Here is a 17523-nt window from a genome sequence, read left to right as displayed (position 1 = left end):
TTTTTTTTATAAAGCAATCAATTTTAACTATACTTAATTTAATTAGGTATCAATTTATTCTATTTGCTAGCAAAGGTAGATACATCCATTTCACTAACTTCATTACCACCGAGAATAATCAAACGCTCAACCACATTCCTTAGCTCTCGAATGTTTCCGGTCCAATCATACTGCTGTAAAAGCGTAATCGCTTTTTCGGAAAATACTTTTTGGACTCCCCCTTGTTCTTCTGCTATTTTCTTTGCGAAGAAATTAATCAACAATGGAATATCTTCTCTTCTGTCATTCAATGCAGGAACCTTAACCAATATAACCGCTAGCCTGTGGTATAAATCCTCTCTAAAACTTCCTTTAGAAATCTCATTCTTTAAGTCTTTGTTGGTTGCTGCAATAATTCGAACATTTACTTTAATATCCTTGTCACTACCAACTCTTGCGACTTTATTTTCTTGCAATGCTCTAAGTACTTTTGCTTGCGCAGAAAGACTCATATCACCAATTTCATCTAAAAAAATGGTTCCTCCATTGGCTGCCTCAAATTTCCCTGCTCGGTCTTTATTAGCTCCAGTAAAACTTCCTTTTACATGTCCAAACAACTCACTTTCTATAAGTTCTGAAGGTATCGCAGCACAATTTACCTCTACTAATGGTGCTTTTGATCTCGCACTCTTTTCATGCAACCAATGTGCTACAAGTTCTTTACCTGTTCCATTTGGTCCCGTAATTAATACTCTGGCATCTGTTGCAGCTACTTTTTCTATAATATCTTTTATATGAGTAATGGCCTGACTCTCTCCAACCATTTCATAGTTTTTACTTACCTTTTTTTTTAGTCGCTTGTTTTCTACAACCAAATTTTTCTTATCAAGCGCATTGCGTACTGTATTGAGCAATCGGTTTAAATCAGGTGGTTTAGAGATATAATCAAAAGCACCTAGTCGCATGGTTTGAACAGCCGTATCTAAATCACCATGACCAGAAATCATAACCATAACTATCTCTGGTTTGATTTTTTTGGCTTTTTCCAAGACCTCTACACCGTCCATTTTAGGCATCTTTATATCACACAAAACTAGATCATAGTCCTCATTCATGATCATCTCAAGACCTTGAATACCATCCTCAGCTTCAAAAACCTCATACATCTCATTTTCTTCTGAGATAATCTTTTTTAAAACCCTGCGTATAGCAGCCTCATCTTCTATTACTAATATTTTTTGCATGTTATATTTTTTTCTCTATCATGTGAACATCTCTTTGTGGGAAAGGGATGGAAATATTATGTTCTCTAAACAAGCGATCAATTTCAAAACGCAAATCACTTTGTATCAATCGAAACTCAAAACTATCTCCTATGGTATATACCAACTTGAAATTTAATGAGCTGTCACCAAAATCAATAAAAAACACGCCAGGTTTTGGATGTGCCAAAACAGCAACATGAGAATCAGCTACAGACAATAGTATCTTTTTCACTAACTGAATATCACTACCATACGCCACTCCAACTTGAACACTATCTCTAGTATCTAAGCTATTGGCTGTCCAATTGTACAAGGTATTTGTTAAGTACAAGTGATTTGGGATCACCATTACTTTATTATCTAAAGTAACTGCTCTAGTAGTTCTTAAATTAATTTCTTCAACCTTACCAACTTTTCCATCCAACTCAATAACATCCCCTACATGTACGGTCTGATCAATTAGAATAAAAATCCCAGAGATAATATCTTGAAACAATGTTTGCAAGGCCAAACCAACACCTATCAATAAGGCTGCTGATGCTGCAAAAATAGCCGTAACATCTACCCCAGAAGTATGTAAGGTTAACAAAAAGATGACCGCATAGGCCAACCATTTTATATAGTTAAATACCGAAACAAACTTCGCTTTATCAGAAACAGGCAATTTTTTAGTCACCAAGTTCCGAACAAATTTAAGCGTGTATGAAGTGGCAATTAAGACTAGAATGATAATAAGTATGGTCTTAACAGAAATACTTACTTTATCACTAAATTCTATTGAATAATTTAAAAACTCTACTACTTCTTTCATGAGCACTACATCAAATTAGCCTTTGTATTTTATCCATTTGTACAAATCTTTGTAGCTTGGTTTTTTCCCATACATTAAGATCCCTACACGGTATATTTTTGCGGCCAACCATACCACAAAAACAAAGGTAAGAATTAATAAACTCATAGAAATTGCAATCTCATACCACGGCACCCCAAAAGGAACTCGCATTAACATCACAATGGGTGAGGTAAATGGAATCATTGAAAAAATTGTAGAAACAGGTCCATGTGGGTCATTAATCACAGTGGCAAAACCTACATAAACTCCTAAAATTAAAGGAAGCATAATTGGCAACATAAATTGCTGAGTATCTGTCTCATTATCAACTGCGGCACCTACTGCTGCAAAAAGTGAACTATACAAGAAATAGCCGCCTAAAAAATAAAAGATAAACAAGACAAACATGGTAACTAAAGGCAGTTTAAATATTTCTTGCACCAATTGCTGAAACTTATCACCTCCAGCGGCTTGTTGCATTGCTTCTAGCTGCTCAGGACTTAACTTAGCCGATTGCACCTCTGTCATACTCACTCCAAAAAATGAAGACGCTGCAATGCTTATAATAAGTAGCACCACACCCCAGATCATAAATTGTAATAATCCTGCACTTGCATTTCCTATAATTTTACCCAACATCAATTGAAAAGGTTTTACAGAAGAAACTATAATTTCTATAATTCTACTGGTTTTTTCTTCAATCACACTTCGCATTACAGAGGTTCCGTAGATCATTACAAACATCATTAAAAGATAACCTGCAATAGCCCCTACTCCTATTTTTAACCCATTGATAAGCTTGGATGATTCTTCTCCAGAAAAATTATACATTTTGATATCAGCAGAAATTCTAGAAGCATCTATTTGTTTTAAATCGATTCCAAATTCAGACAGTTTTAAATGCCTAAATTTAGACTCCACCGTACTTTCTAATTTATCAATAATAGACATCCCTGGTGAATCTTTAGAATAAAACTCAACACCATTTGACAAATTTTCCAATCGATCCATTTTTGGTATATACAAGACCCCATAATAGTCACCTAGCTCTACTTTCTTTTTTACTTCCTCTATGCCAAGGGCAGTAAAATCTTCATAAACAATTGTTTTGGTATCTTTAAAATCGTCTTTACTAAAAAGCCCTGAAGCATCTACATAGGTAATTTTCTTTACCTTCTCATCATTCTTTTTACTTAAGAAAAAGACAAGAAACCCGATTCCGACCATCAAAATAGGACTTAAAAAAGTCATGATGATAAATGATTTGTTTTTAACTTTTGCTAAAAACTCTCTCTTTATTATTAGTTGTAATTTACCCATGTCTTAGTTGTTTTTATTAACTGCTTGAATAAAAATATCATTGGCACTTGGCACCAATTCTAAAAAGTGTTCTACTTCTCCATAATTGGTCAGCAATGATAAAAGCTCATTTGGAGATTGATTTTCTGGCAATTGAACATTTAATTTTAAACCTTCATTAAGCAGTCTAAAATCTGCTGGTAAAACCTTGTATTTATCCTTTAACAAATTGGTAACCAATTCTTCTTGATCTGTTTTAAGGCCTACCTGAAATGTATTGCTGCGAAATTGACGTTTGATATCGTCTAATTTACCATCTAAAATCTTATTTGACTTGTTGATAAGAGCAATATAATCACACATTTCTTCTACCGATTCCATACGGTGGGTAGAAAAAATAATGGTAGCTCCTTCATCTCGCATTTGCAAAATTTCTTTGGCGATAAGCTGAGCATTGATCGGATCAAACCCAGAAAAAGGCTCATCAAAAATTAATAATTTAGGCTGATGCAAAACCGTTACAATAAATTGTACTTTTTGTGCCATCCCTTTTGACAGTTCTTCAACTTTTTTATTCCACCAAGCTCCGATATCGAATTTTTCAAACCAATAATGCAATCTTTTCTTTGCTTCGGCTTTACTCATTCCTTTTAGTTGAGCCAAGTACAATGCCTGCTCTCCAACTTTCATACTTTTATACAAGCCTCTTTCTTCTGGCAAATATCCAATGTGTTCTATATGATTCGGCTCTAGAGGTTCTCCATCTAAAAAGATGCGACCACTATCAGGTAAGGTAATTTGATTGATGATTCTAATTAAAGAGGTTTTCCCAGCGCCATTAGGCCCTAACAAACCAAATACACTTCCTTTGGGCACTTCTAATGAAACATCGTTTAGGGCAGTAAAATCGCCATACTTCTTAACAACATTCTGAATTTCTAATAAATTTTGCATAGTCTTTTTTATTATTAGCTGGTCTATTGACCGATGACAAATTTAAGTCTTTTCTAGAAGAAATACCCAAATTTAGAGAACTACTCTATAGATGATTTTATTTATTTACTATGCATGCATAATTTTTTTCATTTTACTATGCGCGCATAACATTTTTTCATATATTTGAACAATGGATAAAGAAAAATCAATAGATCATCAATTAAGAGCTACTTGGCAAGCTGTTGCAAAACTCTATAATGAGCAAGCAGCAAAGCACAATAGCACAATGGCCACAGCCTTTGTTTTGCTTAATATTGATTATGAAAACGGGACACCTTCTACTGCTTTAGGACCTTTGATGGGAATGGAACCAACAAGTTTGTCAAGAATTTTAAAGACCATGGAAGAAAAAGGGGCTATCTTAAGAGAAAAAAACCCGGATGATGGAAGAAGTGTGATCATTAAATTGACCAATTACGGTAAGAGCATGCGAAAGATCTCTAAAGATTCTGTGATTCAATTTAACGAAGTTGTTCGCAGGCATTTAGAGCCCGAAGAGGTAGAAACCTTTTTTAAGGTAACCTCAACAATTAATAAATTAATAGCTGATAAAGAGATTTATAAAAAAATCAAAAAGAAGGCTGTATAAATACAAATCAAATGACTAGAAGAATTAAAAAAGTAGCCATCATAGGTTCTGGAATCATGGGAAGCGGAATTGCTTGCCATTTTGCCAACATCGGTGTTGATGTGCTTTTGTTAGACATTGTACCCAGAGAACTGAATGCTGCTGAGAAAGCAAAAGGTTTAACCTTAGAGGATAAAGCAGTTAGAAATCGATTGGTGAATGATGCTTTAAAAGCTTCACTAAAATCAAAACCATCACCAATTTATCATCAAAAATTTGCAAACAGAATTACCACCGGTAATTTAGAAGATGACATTGCAAAAGTTGCAGATGTAGATTGGATTATGGAGGTTGTTGTTGAGCGTTTAGACATTAAGAAAATTGTCTTTGAAAAACTTGAGCAACACAGAACCCCAGGAACTTTAATTACTTCAAATACATCTGGGATTCCTATTCATTTTATGAGTGAAGGTCGTAGTGAAGATTTTCAAAAACATTTTTGTGGTACTCACTTCTTTAACCCTGCTCGATATTTAAAATTATTCGAAATCATTCCTGGTCCAAAAACAGCACCAGAAGTGTTGGATTTTTTAAATGGATATGGTGAACAATTTTTAGGAAAAACTTCAGTCGTAGCCAAAGATACTCCTGCATTTATAGGAAACAGAATTGGTATTTTTAGCATCATGAGCTTGTTTCATGCTGTTAAAGAGCTAGGCTTAACCATAGAAGAAGTTGATAAATTATCAGGGCCTGTGATTGGAAGACCAAAATCAGCAACCTTTAGAACTGTTGATGTAGTTGGTCTTGACACCTTAGTACACGTTGCTAACGGAATCAAAGATAACTGCCTTAAGGATGAAAGCTTAGATTTGTTTACTCTTCCTGATTTTATCGATACCATGATGAAAAACAATTGGTTAGGAAGCAAAACCGGCCAAGGTTTTTACAAAAAAGAAGGTAAAGAAATAAAATCTTTAGATTTAAACACCTTAGAATACAGAGCTAAGAAATCAGCAAAATTTGCTACACTAGAGCTTACTAAGACTATCGATAAAGTGGTAGATCGCTTTAAAGTTTTAGTTGCAGGAAAAGACAAGGCTGGTGAATTTTACCGCAAAAGCTTTGCTGCTTTGTTTGCCTATGTATCAAACAGAATTCCAGAAATTACAGATGAAATTTATAAGATAGACAACGCTATGAAAGCCGGATTTGGCTGGGAACATGGTCCATTCCAAATTTGGGATGCTATTGGTGTTGAGGCAGGAATAGCAATGATGAAGGCAGAAGGACAAGAACCAGCAAGTTGGGTAGCTGACATGTTAGCCGCTGGAAATTCATCTTTCTACTCTGTAAAAGAAGGAGCTACTTTTTGTTATGATATTCCAAGTAAAAAACAAGCTAAAGTACCTGGTCAAGACAGCTTTATCATTTTAGACAATATTAGAAAATCAAACCAGGTATTTAAAAATTCTGGTGTTGTAATAGAAGATTTAGGCGACGGTATATTAAACTGTGAGTTCCAATCAAAAATGAATACCATTGGAGGTGATGTTTTAGCAGGATTAAACAAAGCTGTAGATCTTGCTGAAAAAGATTTCCAAGGATTGATCATCGGTAATCAAGCTGCAAACTTTTCTGTTGGAGCTAATATCGGAATGATTTTTATGATGGCTGCTGAGCAAGAATATGACGAGCTAAACATGGCTATCAAATATTTCCAAGACACCATGATGCGCATGCGTTATTCTTCTATACCAACGATATCTGCTCCTCACGGAATGGCCTTAGGGGGTGGTTGTGAATTGTCTATGCACGCAGACAAAGTTGTTGCTGCTGCAGAAACCTATATTGGATTGGTTGAGTTTGGAGTAGGTGTTATTCCTGGCGGTGGTGGATCTAAAGAGATGGCACTAAGGGCTTCTGATACCTTTAGAAAAGGAGATGTAGAGTTAAACATATTACAAGAATACTTTTTAACGGTTGCCATGGCTAAAGTTTCAACTTCTGCTTATGAAGCCTTTGATATGGGTGTCTTACAAAAAGGAAAAGATGTTATTGTTGTTAATAAAGACAGACAAATTGCAACAGCAAAAGCTCATGCAAAACTAATGGCTGAAGCTGGCTATACACAACCTGTTAAACGCAATGATGTAAAAGTTTTAGGAAAACAAGCATTGGGAATGTTTATGGTGGGTACTGACTCTATGGAGGCCAGCCACTATATTAGTGAACACGATCAGAAAATAGCCAACAAACTAGCCTATGTGATGGCTGGAGGTGATTTATCTGAACCTACACTGGTTACAGAGCAGTATTTATTAGACCTTGAACGTGAAGCTTTCTTAAGTCTTTGTACAGAAAGAAAAACATTAGAGCGAATTCAACACATGTTAAAAACCGGAAAACCTTTGCGTAATTAGATATGTAGAAAATTAGGATTCAATCAATAGAATTCTAAAAATCTAAAATCAATTATCTAAAAATCTAAAATTATGAAAACAGCATATATAGTAAAAGCATATAGAACAGCAGTTGGAAAAGCACCAAAAGGGGTTTTTCGCTTTAAAAGAACCGATGAATTGGCTGCAGAAACCATCCAGTTTATGATGAAGGAACTTCCTCAATTAGACAAAAAGCGTATTGATGACGTGATGGTAGGAAATGCAATGCCAGAAGGTTCTCAAGGGCTTAATATGGGGCGATTAATCTCATTAATGGGTTTGGATATTGTTGATGTTCCTGGTGTTACCGTAAATCGTTTTTGCTCTTCAGGGATCGAAACTATTGGAATGGCTACAGCTAAGATTCAGGCAGGTATGGCAGATTGTATCATTGCAGGAGGAGCAGAAAGCATGAGTTCTGTACCTATGACAGGTTATAAAGCAGAACTAAACTACAACTTAGCAAAAGCAGGTCATGAAGATTATTATTGGGGGATGGGAAATACTGCAGAAGCAGTTGCGAACCAATTTAAAGTTTCTCGTGAAGACCAAGATGAATTTGCATTTAACTCTCATATGAAAGCGCTAAGAGCTCAGGCAGAGAATCGGTTTCAAGATCAAATTGTACCTATAGAAGTTGAGCAAACTTATGTAGATGCATCTGGAAAAAAAGCAACCAGAAAATACACCGTAACCAAAGATGAAGGCCCAAGAGCTGGAACCTCTATTGAAGCACTTTCTAAATTGCGCCCTGTGTTTGCTGCCAATGGTAGTGTAACAGCAGGGACCTCATCTCAAATGAGTGATGGTGCTGCTTTTGTGCTGGTGATGAGTGAAGCGATGGTGAAAGAATTAAACCTAGAACCAATTGCAAGAATGGTTAACTATGCCGCAGCAGGTGTAGAACCAAGAATCATGGGGATTGGACCAGTGGCAGCGATTCCAAAAGCATTAAAGCAAGCTGGATTACAGCAAAAAGACATAGAATTGATTGAATTGAATGAGGCCTTTGCTTCTCAATCTTTAGCTGTAATGAGAGAGTTAAACTTAGATCAAAGCATCGTTAATGTTAATGGAGGAGCTATTGCTTTAGGGCATCCTCTAGGCTGTACAGGAGCTAAATTATCTGTGCAACTCTTTGATGAAATGCGCAAAAGAAATATGAGCGGTAAATACGGTATGGTAACCATGTGTGTGGGTACTGGACAAGGAGCTGCTGGTATTTACGAGTTTTTAAAATAGTCAAAAAAATATAACTAATAAATACAATACAAGTTGGAACGTAGCGTGTTTATTCACCTTACAAACCTTTAAATCAAAAAAAATGGCAACAACAGATAATGAACTATTAAGAGGAGGTCAATTCCTTGTTAAAGAAACCAATTGTGAAGACGTCTTTACTCCAGAAGATTTTACGGAAGAGCAGAAGATGATGAAAGAGGCTGTTATTGAGTTTAATGATCGTGAAATTATTCCTCATAAACCTCGTTTTGAAGCTAAGGATTACGCGCTAACCGAAGAAGTAATGCGCAAAGCTGGAGAATTAGGTTTCTTAGGTGTTGCTGTCCCAGAAGCCTATGGAGGTTTAGGTATGGGCTTTGTTTCTACCATGCTTACTTGTGATTATATTTCTAGTGGTACAGGTTCTTTTAGTACCGCTTTTGGAGCACATACAGGAATCGGAACAATGCCAATCACACTTTACGGTACAGAAGAACAAAAAGCCAAATATGTTCCAAAACTAGCTTCTGGAGAGTGGTTTGGTTCTTATTGTTTAACTGAGCCAGGAGCTGGATCAGATGCCAACTCTGGTAAAACAACGGCTACGCTTTCTGAGGATGGAAAAAGCTATAAAATTAACGGTGCAAAAATGTGGATCTCAAATGCAGGATTCTGTAGTTTGATGATTGTTTTTGCTCGAATAGAAGATGACAAAAACATTACTGGTTTTATTGTTGAATTCGATAAAGAAAACCCAAATGGAATTACCCTTGGTGAAGAAGAGCACAAATTAGGAATTAGAGCATCTTCTACTCGTCAGGTATTTTTTAATGATACTGTTGTGCCTGTTGAAAATATGCTAGCAGGACGTGGCGAAGGATTTAAAATTGCCATGAATGCATTAAATATTGGACGAATCAAATTGGCAGCTGCCTGTTTAGATTCTCAACGTAGAATTACCAGCATTGCTGTTAATTACGCCAATGAGCGCAAGCAGTTTAAAACGGCCATCTCAGAGTTTGGGGCAATCAAGTTAAAAATAGCAGAAATGGCGACCAATGCTTATGTTGGTGAGTCAGCTTCTTATAGAGCTGCTAAAGATATTGAAGATAGAATTGCTTTGAGAGAAGCTGCTGGAAACACACATCAAGAAGCAGAATTAAAAGGTGTTGAAGAGTATGCCATAGAATGCTCTATTTTAAAGGTTGCTGTTTCTGAAGATGTACAAGCTTGTGCTGATGAAGGAATTCAAATTTTTGGAGGAATGGGCTTTTCAGAAGAAACTCCAATGGAATCTTCTTGGAGAGACGCTAGAATCTCTAGAATCTACGAAGGAACCAATGAAATAAACAGATTATTATCTGTTGGAATGTTGGTAAAGAAAGCCATGAAAGGACATGTTGATTTGCTTAACCCAGCGATGGCTGTACAAGAAGAACTAATGGGTATACCGTCTTTTGATACGCCTGATTTTTCTGAACTCTTTGCCGAAGAAAAACAAATACTTGCCAATTTAAAGAAAGTATTTTTAATGGTGGCAGGTGCTGCATTGCAAAAATACGGACAAGAATTAGAAGAGCATCAACAATTGCTAACTGCTGCCTCTGATATCTTGATTGAAATTTACATGGCAGAATCTGCATTGCTAAGAACAGAAAAAAATGCAAAACGTTTTGGTAAGGAAACCCAAAAAGAACAAATTGCAATGACTCAATTGTATTTGTACAACGCAGTAGATATTGTTTCTAAAAGCGCTAAAGAAGGCATCGTTTCATTTGCAGAAGGAGATGAATTAAGAATGATGTTGATGGGTTTAAAACGCTTTACTAAATACACCAATTATCCAAATGTAATTGCATTGAGAAATATCATTGCAGAAAAAGTCAAAGCAGAAAACAAATACTGCTTTTAATAAAATTACCCGAAAGGGTTTACAATTTTCTTGAACTTTTAAATAGGTTTTAGAATTTAGTTGTTTGTAGAAACTCGTTTAGAACTATTCTAAACGGGTTTTTTTGTTTCTAAAAAATTAACTTTTTTTTAAGTTTTCTTTAACTATCAATAAATTAACTTTATCAACTTGATTTTTATGCTAAAAACAAGAAAATATATCTCTTTAGTGTTTCTAACATTTTTCATATTGATGAAAACTGTTGGCTTACACTCTTTGAAGCATTTTGATGAAAATTTAGAAGAATACTGTGAAGCTTGCGAGTTTGCAATTACAGCTAACACTACTCCATTAATAGCGGAGAATCCAATTACTTTTGAAGCATCAACTCATCATTTTTTTAAGAAAAAAAACACTCCATTACACTACTCTTTTGTTGTTGTTAAAAACAATATAGATAGTACGCTTTTAAGCAGGCCCCCACCAACCTCATAACTTCATATTCTCTAAAATACTATCACTTATAATACTTGATTTTTATAAGTGATCTATTGCTATATAGCATTTTTTGCTATGTACTATCCTGTTTATTAAAAACTAAACTTATCTATATTATGATTACTTTAAAAAATATAACAAAAAAATATGGTGATTTTACCGCAGTTGATAACCTTTCTCTTGAAGTAAAGTCTGGAGAAATTCTATGTTTATTAGGAGCTAATGGTGCTGGAAAATCTACTACGATTAATACTTTGCTTAATTTCATTACTCCTACTTCTGGCACAGCACTAATTAATGAGCTAGACGTGGTAAAAAACCCAATCAAGACTAAATATTATTTAACCTATATACCAGAAAATTTAATGTTGTACCCAACATTAACAGCTATAGAAAACCTTGATTATTTTACAAAACTCTCAGGTAAAAAATTTGACACCAAAGCATTAAAGCTCTATTTATCAGAAGCCGGACTCCAAGAAGAAGCACATAATAAAAGAGTAAAAGAATTTTCTAAGGGAATGCGTCAAAAAGTAGGTATTGCCTTAGCAATTGCAAAAGAATCTAAAATTTTATTATTAGATGAACCAACCTCTGGTTTAGACCCAAAATCAAGCAATGAATTTATGGCATTACTAACAAAAATGAAAAACAATGGAGTTGCTATTTTAATGGCCACACATGATTTATTTAGAGCAAAAGAAGTAAGCACTCATATTGGTATTATGCGGTCAGGAGTTTTACAAAACTATTCTAACACACATGATGTTTCTTTAAAAGAATTAGAGAAAATTTATTTAGAAATTATGAATTTTAAAAATGTAAGCTAACATGAAAAACATAATTTTTAAAGAATTAAAAGAACTGGCAAGAGATGGTCGTTTTAAAATTGCTACAGGCATCACTTTTGTTCTATTATTAATCGCCACTATTACAGGTATTAATCAATACAACAAAAACAACAAACAATATCTAGAATCCATGAGTAAAGAAAGGGATGTTTGGGAAACTCAAGGTGAAAAAAACCCACATTCTGCAGCACATTATGGCACCTATGCTTTTAAACCAAAATTTGCTTTATCTCTCTTTGATTATGGAGTAACCAAGTATACAGGGAACTCTATTTTCTTAGAAGCTCATAACAGACACGAAGCATCATTTAGCGAAGCCAGTGATCAAACTAGCTTAGCTCGATTCGGGACACTTTCTATTAACTTTGTATTAATTTACTTATTTCCATTAATCATTATTTTAATAGGCTACAATTCCTACACAAAAGAAATAGAACATGGAACTGACACCCTATTAAAAAGTCAAGGGGTAAACCCAATAAAATTAACATTGGGAAAGTGGTCAGCAACTTATATACCTATTTTTATAATTACTTCTATCATTTTTTTAACAATTGGTATCGTTTTGTCTAGTTTAGAAAACCTAGCTTTTTTTAGTTGGGCTAGTTTGCTAACTCTAGGTGTTTCTTACTTATTATACTATGCTATAATTACCACTTTAACTATTCTAATTTCTATATGGAGTAAATCTTCTGGACTCTCTTTAGTTAGTAGCTTAGTGGTTTGGATTGTATTTAGTTTTATAACCCCCAAAATAGCGACGAACTTTGCTAACAATTACTATCCATACCCTTCAAAATCTGAATTTAACGCACGTATTGCTGAAGACAAAAAAAATGGTTTAGACGGGCACAACCCATGGAATAGCGCTGCGAAAAAATTAGAAGAAGAGACTTTAAAAGAATTTGGAGTAGACAGCATAAGTCAGTTACCTTTTAACTATAACGGATACAGAATGCAAAAAGGAGAGGAACATGAAGCTAAGGTTTATGAAAAAAATTACAATCTCTTAAATGAGATAGCCATAAACCAAAACAATATATATAAAAAACTATCTTTTTTATCCCCATTTATACCTGTTCGTTTTTTATCAATGGAAATCGCCAATACTAGTGATAATTTACACTGGAAATTTACCAAAGCCGCTGAAGCATATCGAATAAAAAAGCAAGAATTTTTAAATTATGATATTAAAGACAATGCCAAAGCTGGAAGTTCTGGTTATGTAATGACTGCTGAAAAATTCAAAAAGCTGCCTAAATTTAATTTTACACCACCAACACTTTTAGAAATTCTAAAAGAGAACGGTCAGAACATACTGTTTTTATCATTGTGGTTAGTACTACCCTTTTTAGGCTTAATTATTACTTCAAAAAAAATATAAGTTATGTTGAATAACAATTTAAAATACGAATTAAAATTATTAATGCGTAGTAAATGGCTTATACTATTAAGTATTAGCATTGTTTTACTATTTGCATTTGCCACTTATAATGGAAATAAAAATGTGGCAAAAAGATTAACTGACATTTCAAAGATGGAAAAGGAATTCCTCAAAAAAGACAGCACCATGTTAGTTACGCTTACTAAAATAGAGAAAGGAGAAAAAGTAGACACTCCTTATTGGCAATTACCAAACGACCCGATAACAGTTGGTTATCGCTATCCACGTTTAGCAATCATGCAACCAGAGACATTAAGCTTTATTGCTACTGGACAAAGTGATATGTATACTCATTTTAAAAGCCCAACAGTACGTGGAAATAATTTTGCCCTAGATTATTCAGAAATGGTAAATCCCGTGCAACTTTTATTTGGAAACTTTGACTTGGCCTTTGTATTCATTTACATTTTACCCTTATTAATAATTGCTTTTAGTTTTAATGTTTTATCTAAAGAGAAAGAATTAGGCACCTTGCGCTTATTAGGCGCTCAACCAATCGCCGTTAACTTATGGTTAATTCAAAAAATAGGCATTCGTTATTTTGTTTTCACAACAATAACAATCGTTGCTTTATTTGTTAGCATTGAACTTTTTTCTGCTGTAGCTTTCAATGATTTTGGCAGTTTGATAAAACTCTTATTGCTGATATCTGGCTATATTTTATTCTGGTTTATACTTTCATGTTTTGTAAACATTAAAATAAATGATTCTTCAAAAAATGCCCTAACGCTAATTGGTATTTGGTTATTAATTGTAATGGTTATCCCTGCAACAATAAATCAAATAGGGAACTCTTTATATCCAACACCATCGCGATTAAAAATGATTAATGAAATACGATTAATTAAAAAGGAAAACGAAGAGAAACAAAATAAAATAATGAATGATTATTTACGTAGTCACCCAGAACTCGCAACAGAAAATCAAGATCAAAAGTTTGGCTTTTGGCACAACTATTTTGCTTCAGAAAAGATTATGGAAGAAAAAACAGCACCTTTATTAGCAGGGTATGATTCTCAATTAAAAAAACAGCAAAACTTAATTAACATGTTTAAATATGTTTCACCTGCAATTTTAATGCAACAATCATTAAACAATATCGCAGGAACATCAGAAAAGCATTATAATGATTTCAAAAAACAAGTTTTTGAGTTTTCTAATTCATGGAGAGAATACCTAGTGCCTATGCTCTTTAAAGAACAGGTTTTTACGACAAAGAATTATAGAGAAATGCCTAGGTTTAGTTATAAAAATAGGATTAGTGATGATACTTGGGTAAACTTTATGGCAATCATTAGTATTAGTGGTTTTATTTTCTTTTTCTTTATAAATGGGAAAAAAAACAAAAACATATCTATGTAATTCACTAACCTTTTTCAAACAAAAATGTCGACTAAAATTAGTCGACATTTTTATATCAAATAGTTCTTATCTTTACTCTAAAGCTCCTAAATAACGTTCTGCATCAAGGGCTGCCATACAACCTGTACCTGCTGCTGTGACTGCCTGACGATATTCTTTATCTTGAACATCTCCCGCTGCAAAAACTCCTGGAAGGTTTGTTTTTGTTGATTTTCCTTTGGTAATTAAATAGCCTGTTTCATCCATATCCAATACTCCTTTAAACAAATCTGTATTGGGTTTGTGTCCAATTGCTATAAAAACACCTGTTACTGGAATATCCATTTTAGCTCCGGTTTGATTGTTTACTGCTCTTACTCCTTCTACAACAGAATCTCCTAATACCTCATCAATCTCAGTATTGTAAAACACTTCGATATTGGCTGTTTTGTCTACTCTATGTTGCATCGCTTTAGAGGCTCTCATAAAATCTTTACGAACCAACATGGTTACTTTACTACAAATATTAGCCAAATAGGTAGCTTCTTCTGCAGCAGTATCACCTGCTCCAACTACGACAACATCTTGTCCTTTGTAGAAAAATCCATCACAGGTTGCACAGGCAGAAACACCTCCACCAATTAAACGCTGCTCACTTTCAATCCCTAAATATTTTGCAGTAGCTCCAGTAGATATGATAACTGTATTTGCTTCTATCTCAATATTTTCATCAACAATTACCTTGTGAATACCACCTACTTTATCGCTGAATTCTACTTGGGTAACCATCCCAAAACGAACCTCTGTTCCAAAACGCTCAGCTTGCTTTTGCAAATCATTCATCATGGCAGTTCCATCAGTTCCATCAGGATACCCTGGAAAGTTATCTACTTCTGTTGTCGTAGTCAATTGACCACCCATTTGCATTCCGGTATACATCACTGGTTTCATATCAGCTCTTGCTGCGTAGATTGCTGCAGTATAACCCGCAGGTCCTGATCCAATGATCAAACATTTAATTTTTTCAGCCATTATATTTCTAATTTTTCGAATACAAATGTATTTTTTTTTATCTATTTGTAAAGATTTTTACATGATAAATTCTAATAGGCAAATAACAATTATTGATAAGCACCTACTTTTGTGCTAAATGTATGGTGTATTATTTTTGAGGTAACAACTTAACAATTCCAAGTTGCTCAATGCCTACATAGAGATATCCGTCATTCCCCTGAACAACAGATCGAACTCTACCCAAACCTTCTAATAATTTTTCTTCTTTTATTACTTTACCATTCTTTAAGGTGCAGTTAGTTAAATATCGAAATTTTAAAGACCCCACTAATACATTTCCTTTTAGTTTAGGATAAAGATCACTGGTAACAAATGCCATTCCGCTCGGTGCTATAGAAGGTGTCCATTGGTACAAGGGTTGCTCCATTCCTGGCAAAGAAGTATGATCTGTAAACTTTGTTCCACTATAGTTGATTCCATAACTTATTTTTGGCCAACCGTAGTTTTTTCCTTTTTTAATAATGTTAATCTCATCGCCACCTTGAGGCCCGTGCTCATGAGTCCAGAGTTCTCCTGTAAAAGGGTTAAGAGCCATGCCTTGAGGATTTCTATGTCCAAAGCTATAGATGGCCGTTTTGGCATTTTTTTCATTGACAAAAGGATTATCAGCAGGAATTTTCCCATCGTCATGCAAGCGATAAATTTTCCCTCCGTCTTTGGTAATATCCTGTGGATTCACATCTCTATCACCTCTATCACCAATACTAAAATACAAGTATCCTTTGGTATCAAATGCAATACGTGATCCAAAGTGCTGCCCCCTTCTACTATTTGGGCTAGCCTTATAAAGCACTTCTTGATTAATCAGTTTTTGATTGCTCATTCTAGCTCTCATTAAGGTTGTATTAGCGCCATCTCCCACCCCAGTTGAAGAAGCATAGGTAAAATAAATCCATCCATTTTTATTATACTCAGGATGTAAGGTTATCCCTAACAAACCTCCTTGACCTTGCACTGTTATTTTTGGAAGGCCAGAAATTAATTGCTTCTTTCCATTTTTAAAATGAATCAATTTTCCTGATTTTTCTGTTATTAGCATGCTATTATCAGGCAAAAAAACAAAACCCCATGGTATGGTTAAGTCAGGTACAACTAACTCATACTCTTTTACAGAAGTTTTAGATTGCTTTGGTAAAAAACTTAACAGAACAATACCCAGTGTAACTAGCACAAAAATTCGAATCGTATTTTTCATAATTTATTGCTTAAAATCTTTTTACAATATAGAAATATTATAGTATGTTTGCAATCCCAAATATTTGGGGATGTTTGTTTCTTTCTTTTAAGCAACTTTCATTATAATAAACACCTTATCGGGGTGTAGCGTAGCCCGGTCATCGCGCCTCGTTTGGGACGAGGAGGTCGCAGGTTCGAATCCTGCCACCCCGACCATTAAAAGCCAAAAAATCAATTTTGATTTTTTGGCTTTTTTATTTGCCCAAGGTTGAAGCAAAGCTTCAAAACCAATGGGCAAATAAAAAAGCCACCAAATTGCGCTAGCAATTTGGCTTTTAATGAGCAACGAACCCCCTTCAGGATCACGAGCGAAGCGAGTAATCCTAAAGATTTTGGAACAAAACATAGATTACAAGCGAAGCGAGTAATCCTAAAGATTTTGGAACAAAACATAGATCACGAGCGAAGCGAGTAATCCTGAAACCTGCTTCAGGATATTGAGCAAAGCGAAGAATTCTAAAAAGGTAACATCACTTCAGAATATTGAGCAAAGCGAAAGCCTCTGAAAAGGAGAATTACAAGCAAAGCGAGTAATTCAATACCCCGCTTCAGAATGATGAGCGAAGCGAAGAATTCTGAAAAGG

Annotated in this window: 14 protein-coding genes and 1 tRNA gene; 9 read left to right on the top strand and 6 right to left on the bottom strand. The window is 34.6% G+C overall.

Going from position 1 to position 17523, the window contains the following annotated elements:
* Nucleotides 1–59 precede the first annotated feature (59 nt).
* From WHC90_RS11620 to WHC90_RS11605, 4 genes are read right to left on the bottom strand one after another with little or no spacing between them, the layout of a single operon-like run.
* A complete protein-coding gene (locus WHC90_RS11620; protein WP_188599198.1) occupies nucleotides 60–1223 on the bottom strand; it encodes a sigma-54-dependent transcriptional regulator in 1164 nt (387 codons plus the stop codon).
* Nucleotide 1224: 1 nt separating this feature from the next.
* The gene (locus WHC90_RS11615) at nucleotides 1225–2055 is read right to left on the bottom strand and encodes a mechanosensitive ion channel family protein (protein WP_188599199.1); all 831 of its coding nucleotides are present in this window, start codon (nucleotides 2053–2055) and stop codon (nucleotides 1225–1227) included.
* Nucleotides 2056–2070: 15 nt separating this feature from the next.
* A complete protein-coding gene (locus tag WHC90_RS11610; RefSeq protein ID WP_188599200.1) occupies nucleotides 2071–3396 on the bottom strand; it encodes an ABC transporter permease in 1326 nt (441 codons plus the stop codon).
* Nucleotides 3397–3399: 3 nt separating this feature from the next.
* Nucleotides 3400–4329, bottom strand: a complete 930-nt coding sequence (locus tag WHC90_RS11605) for an ABC transporter ATP-binding protein (RefSeq protein ID WP_188599201.1) — start codon at nucleotides 4327–4329, stop codon at nucleotides 3400–3402.
* A 172-nt stretch (nucleotides 4330–4501) separates the two neighbouring features.
* Between WHC90_RS11605 and WHC90_RS11600 the strand changes: the two genes are divergently transcribed.
* The 8 genes from WHC90_RS11600 (at nucleotide 4502) to WHC90_RS11565 (ending at nucleotide 14650) form a co-directional block, all read left to right on the top strand.
* Nucleotides 4502–4960: a MarR family winged helix-turn-helix transcriptional regulator gene (locus WHC90_RS11600; RefSeq protein ID WP_188599202.1), complete on the top strand. Its 459-nt coding sequence runs from the start codon at nucleotides 4502–4504 to the stop codon at nucleotides 4958–4960.
* Between the two features lie 11 nt (nucleotides 4961–4971).
* On the top strand, nucleotides 4972–7362 hold the full coding sequence (locus WHC90_RS11595; RefSeq protein ID WP_188599203.1) for a 3-hydroxyacyl-CoA dehydrogenase/enoyl-CoA hydratase family protein: 2391 nt from the start codon (nucleotides 4972–4974) through the stop codon (nucleotides 7360–7362).
* A 72-nt stretch (nucleotides 7363–7434) separates the two neighbouring features.
* On the top strand, nucleotides 7435–8625 hold the full coding sequence (locus tag WHC90_RS11590) for an acetyl-CoA C-acyltransferase (protein WP_188599204.1): 1191 nt from the start codon (nucleotides 7435–7437) through the stop codon (nucleotides 8623–8625).
* A gap of 82 nt (nucleotides 8626–8707) precedes the next feature.
* On the top strand, nucleotides 8708–10516 hold the full coding sequence (locus WHC90_RS11585; protein ID WP_188599205.1) for an acyl-CoA dehydrogenase family protein: 1809 nt from the start codon (nucleotides 8708–8710) through the stop codon (nucleotides 10514–10516).
* A gap of 177 nt (nucleotides 10517–10693) precedes the next feature.
* Nucleotides 10694–10990, top strand: a complete 297-nt coding sequence (locus WHC90_RS11580) for a hypothetical protein (RefSeq protein WP_188599206.1) — start codon at nucleotides 10694–10696, stop codon at nucleotides 10988–10990.
* 119 nt (nucleotides 10991–11109) lie between these two features.
* Nucleotides 11110–11823, top strand: a complete 714-nt coding sequence (locus WHC90_RS11575; RefSeq protein ID WP_188599207.1) for an ABC transporter ATP-binding protein — start codon at nucleotides 11110–11112, stop codon at nucleotides 11821–11823.
* A 1-nt stretch (nucleotide 11824) separates the two neighbouring features.
* Nucleotides 11825–13228 (top strand): DUF3526 domain-containing protein, encoded by a 1404-nt coding sequence (locus WHC90_RS11570; protein WP_188599208.1) that lies wholly within the window; start codon nucleotides 11825–11827, stop codon nucleotides 13226–13228.
* Between the two features lie 3 nt (nucleotides 13229–13231).
* The gene (locus WHC90_RS11565; RefSeq protein WP_188599209.1) at nucleotides 13232–14650 is read left to right on the top strand and encodes a DUF3526 domain-containing protein; all 1419 of its coding nucleotides are present in this window, start codon (nucleotides 13232–13234) and stop codon (nucleotides 14648–14650) included.
* A 72-nt stretch (nucleotides 14651–14722) separates the two neighbouring features.
* Here WHC90_RS11565 and trxB read toward each other — a convergent pair whose 3' ends face one another.
* Nucleotides 14723–15661 (bottom strand): thioredoxin-disulfide reductase, encoded by a 939-nt coding sequence (gene trxB, locus WHC90_RS11560; protein ID WP_188599210.1) that lies wholly within the window; start codon nucleotides 15659–15661, stop codon nucleotides 14723–14725.
* Nucleotides 15662–15791: 130 nt separating this feature from the next.
* Complete coding sequence (locus WHC90_RS11555) at nucleotides 15792–16898, bottom strand: PQQ-dependent sugar dehydrogenase (protein WP_188599211.1); 1107 nt, start codon at nucleotides 16896–16898, stop codon at nucleotides 15792–15794.
* A 119-nt stretch (nucleotides 16899–17017) separates the two neighbouring features.
* Between WHC90_RS11555 and WHC90_RS11550 the strand changes: the two genes are divergently transcribed.
* Nucleotides 17018–17095: transfer RNA gene (locus tag WHC90_RS11550), tRNA-Pro, on the top strand.
* Nucleotides 17096–17523: the final 428 nt, after the last annotated feature.

Source organism: Polaribacter pacificus (assembly GCF_038024035.1).
In the GTDB taxonomy this organism is placed as follows: Bacteria; Bacteroidota; Bacteroidia; order Flavobacteriales; family Flavobacteriaceae; genus Polaribacter; species Polaribacter pacificus.
The sequence above is the reverse complement of the archived record's forward strand: the minus strand, read 5'-3'. Positions and strand labels throughout refer to the sequence as shown.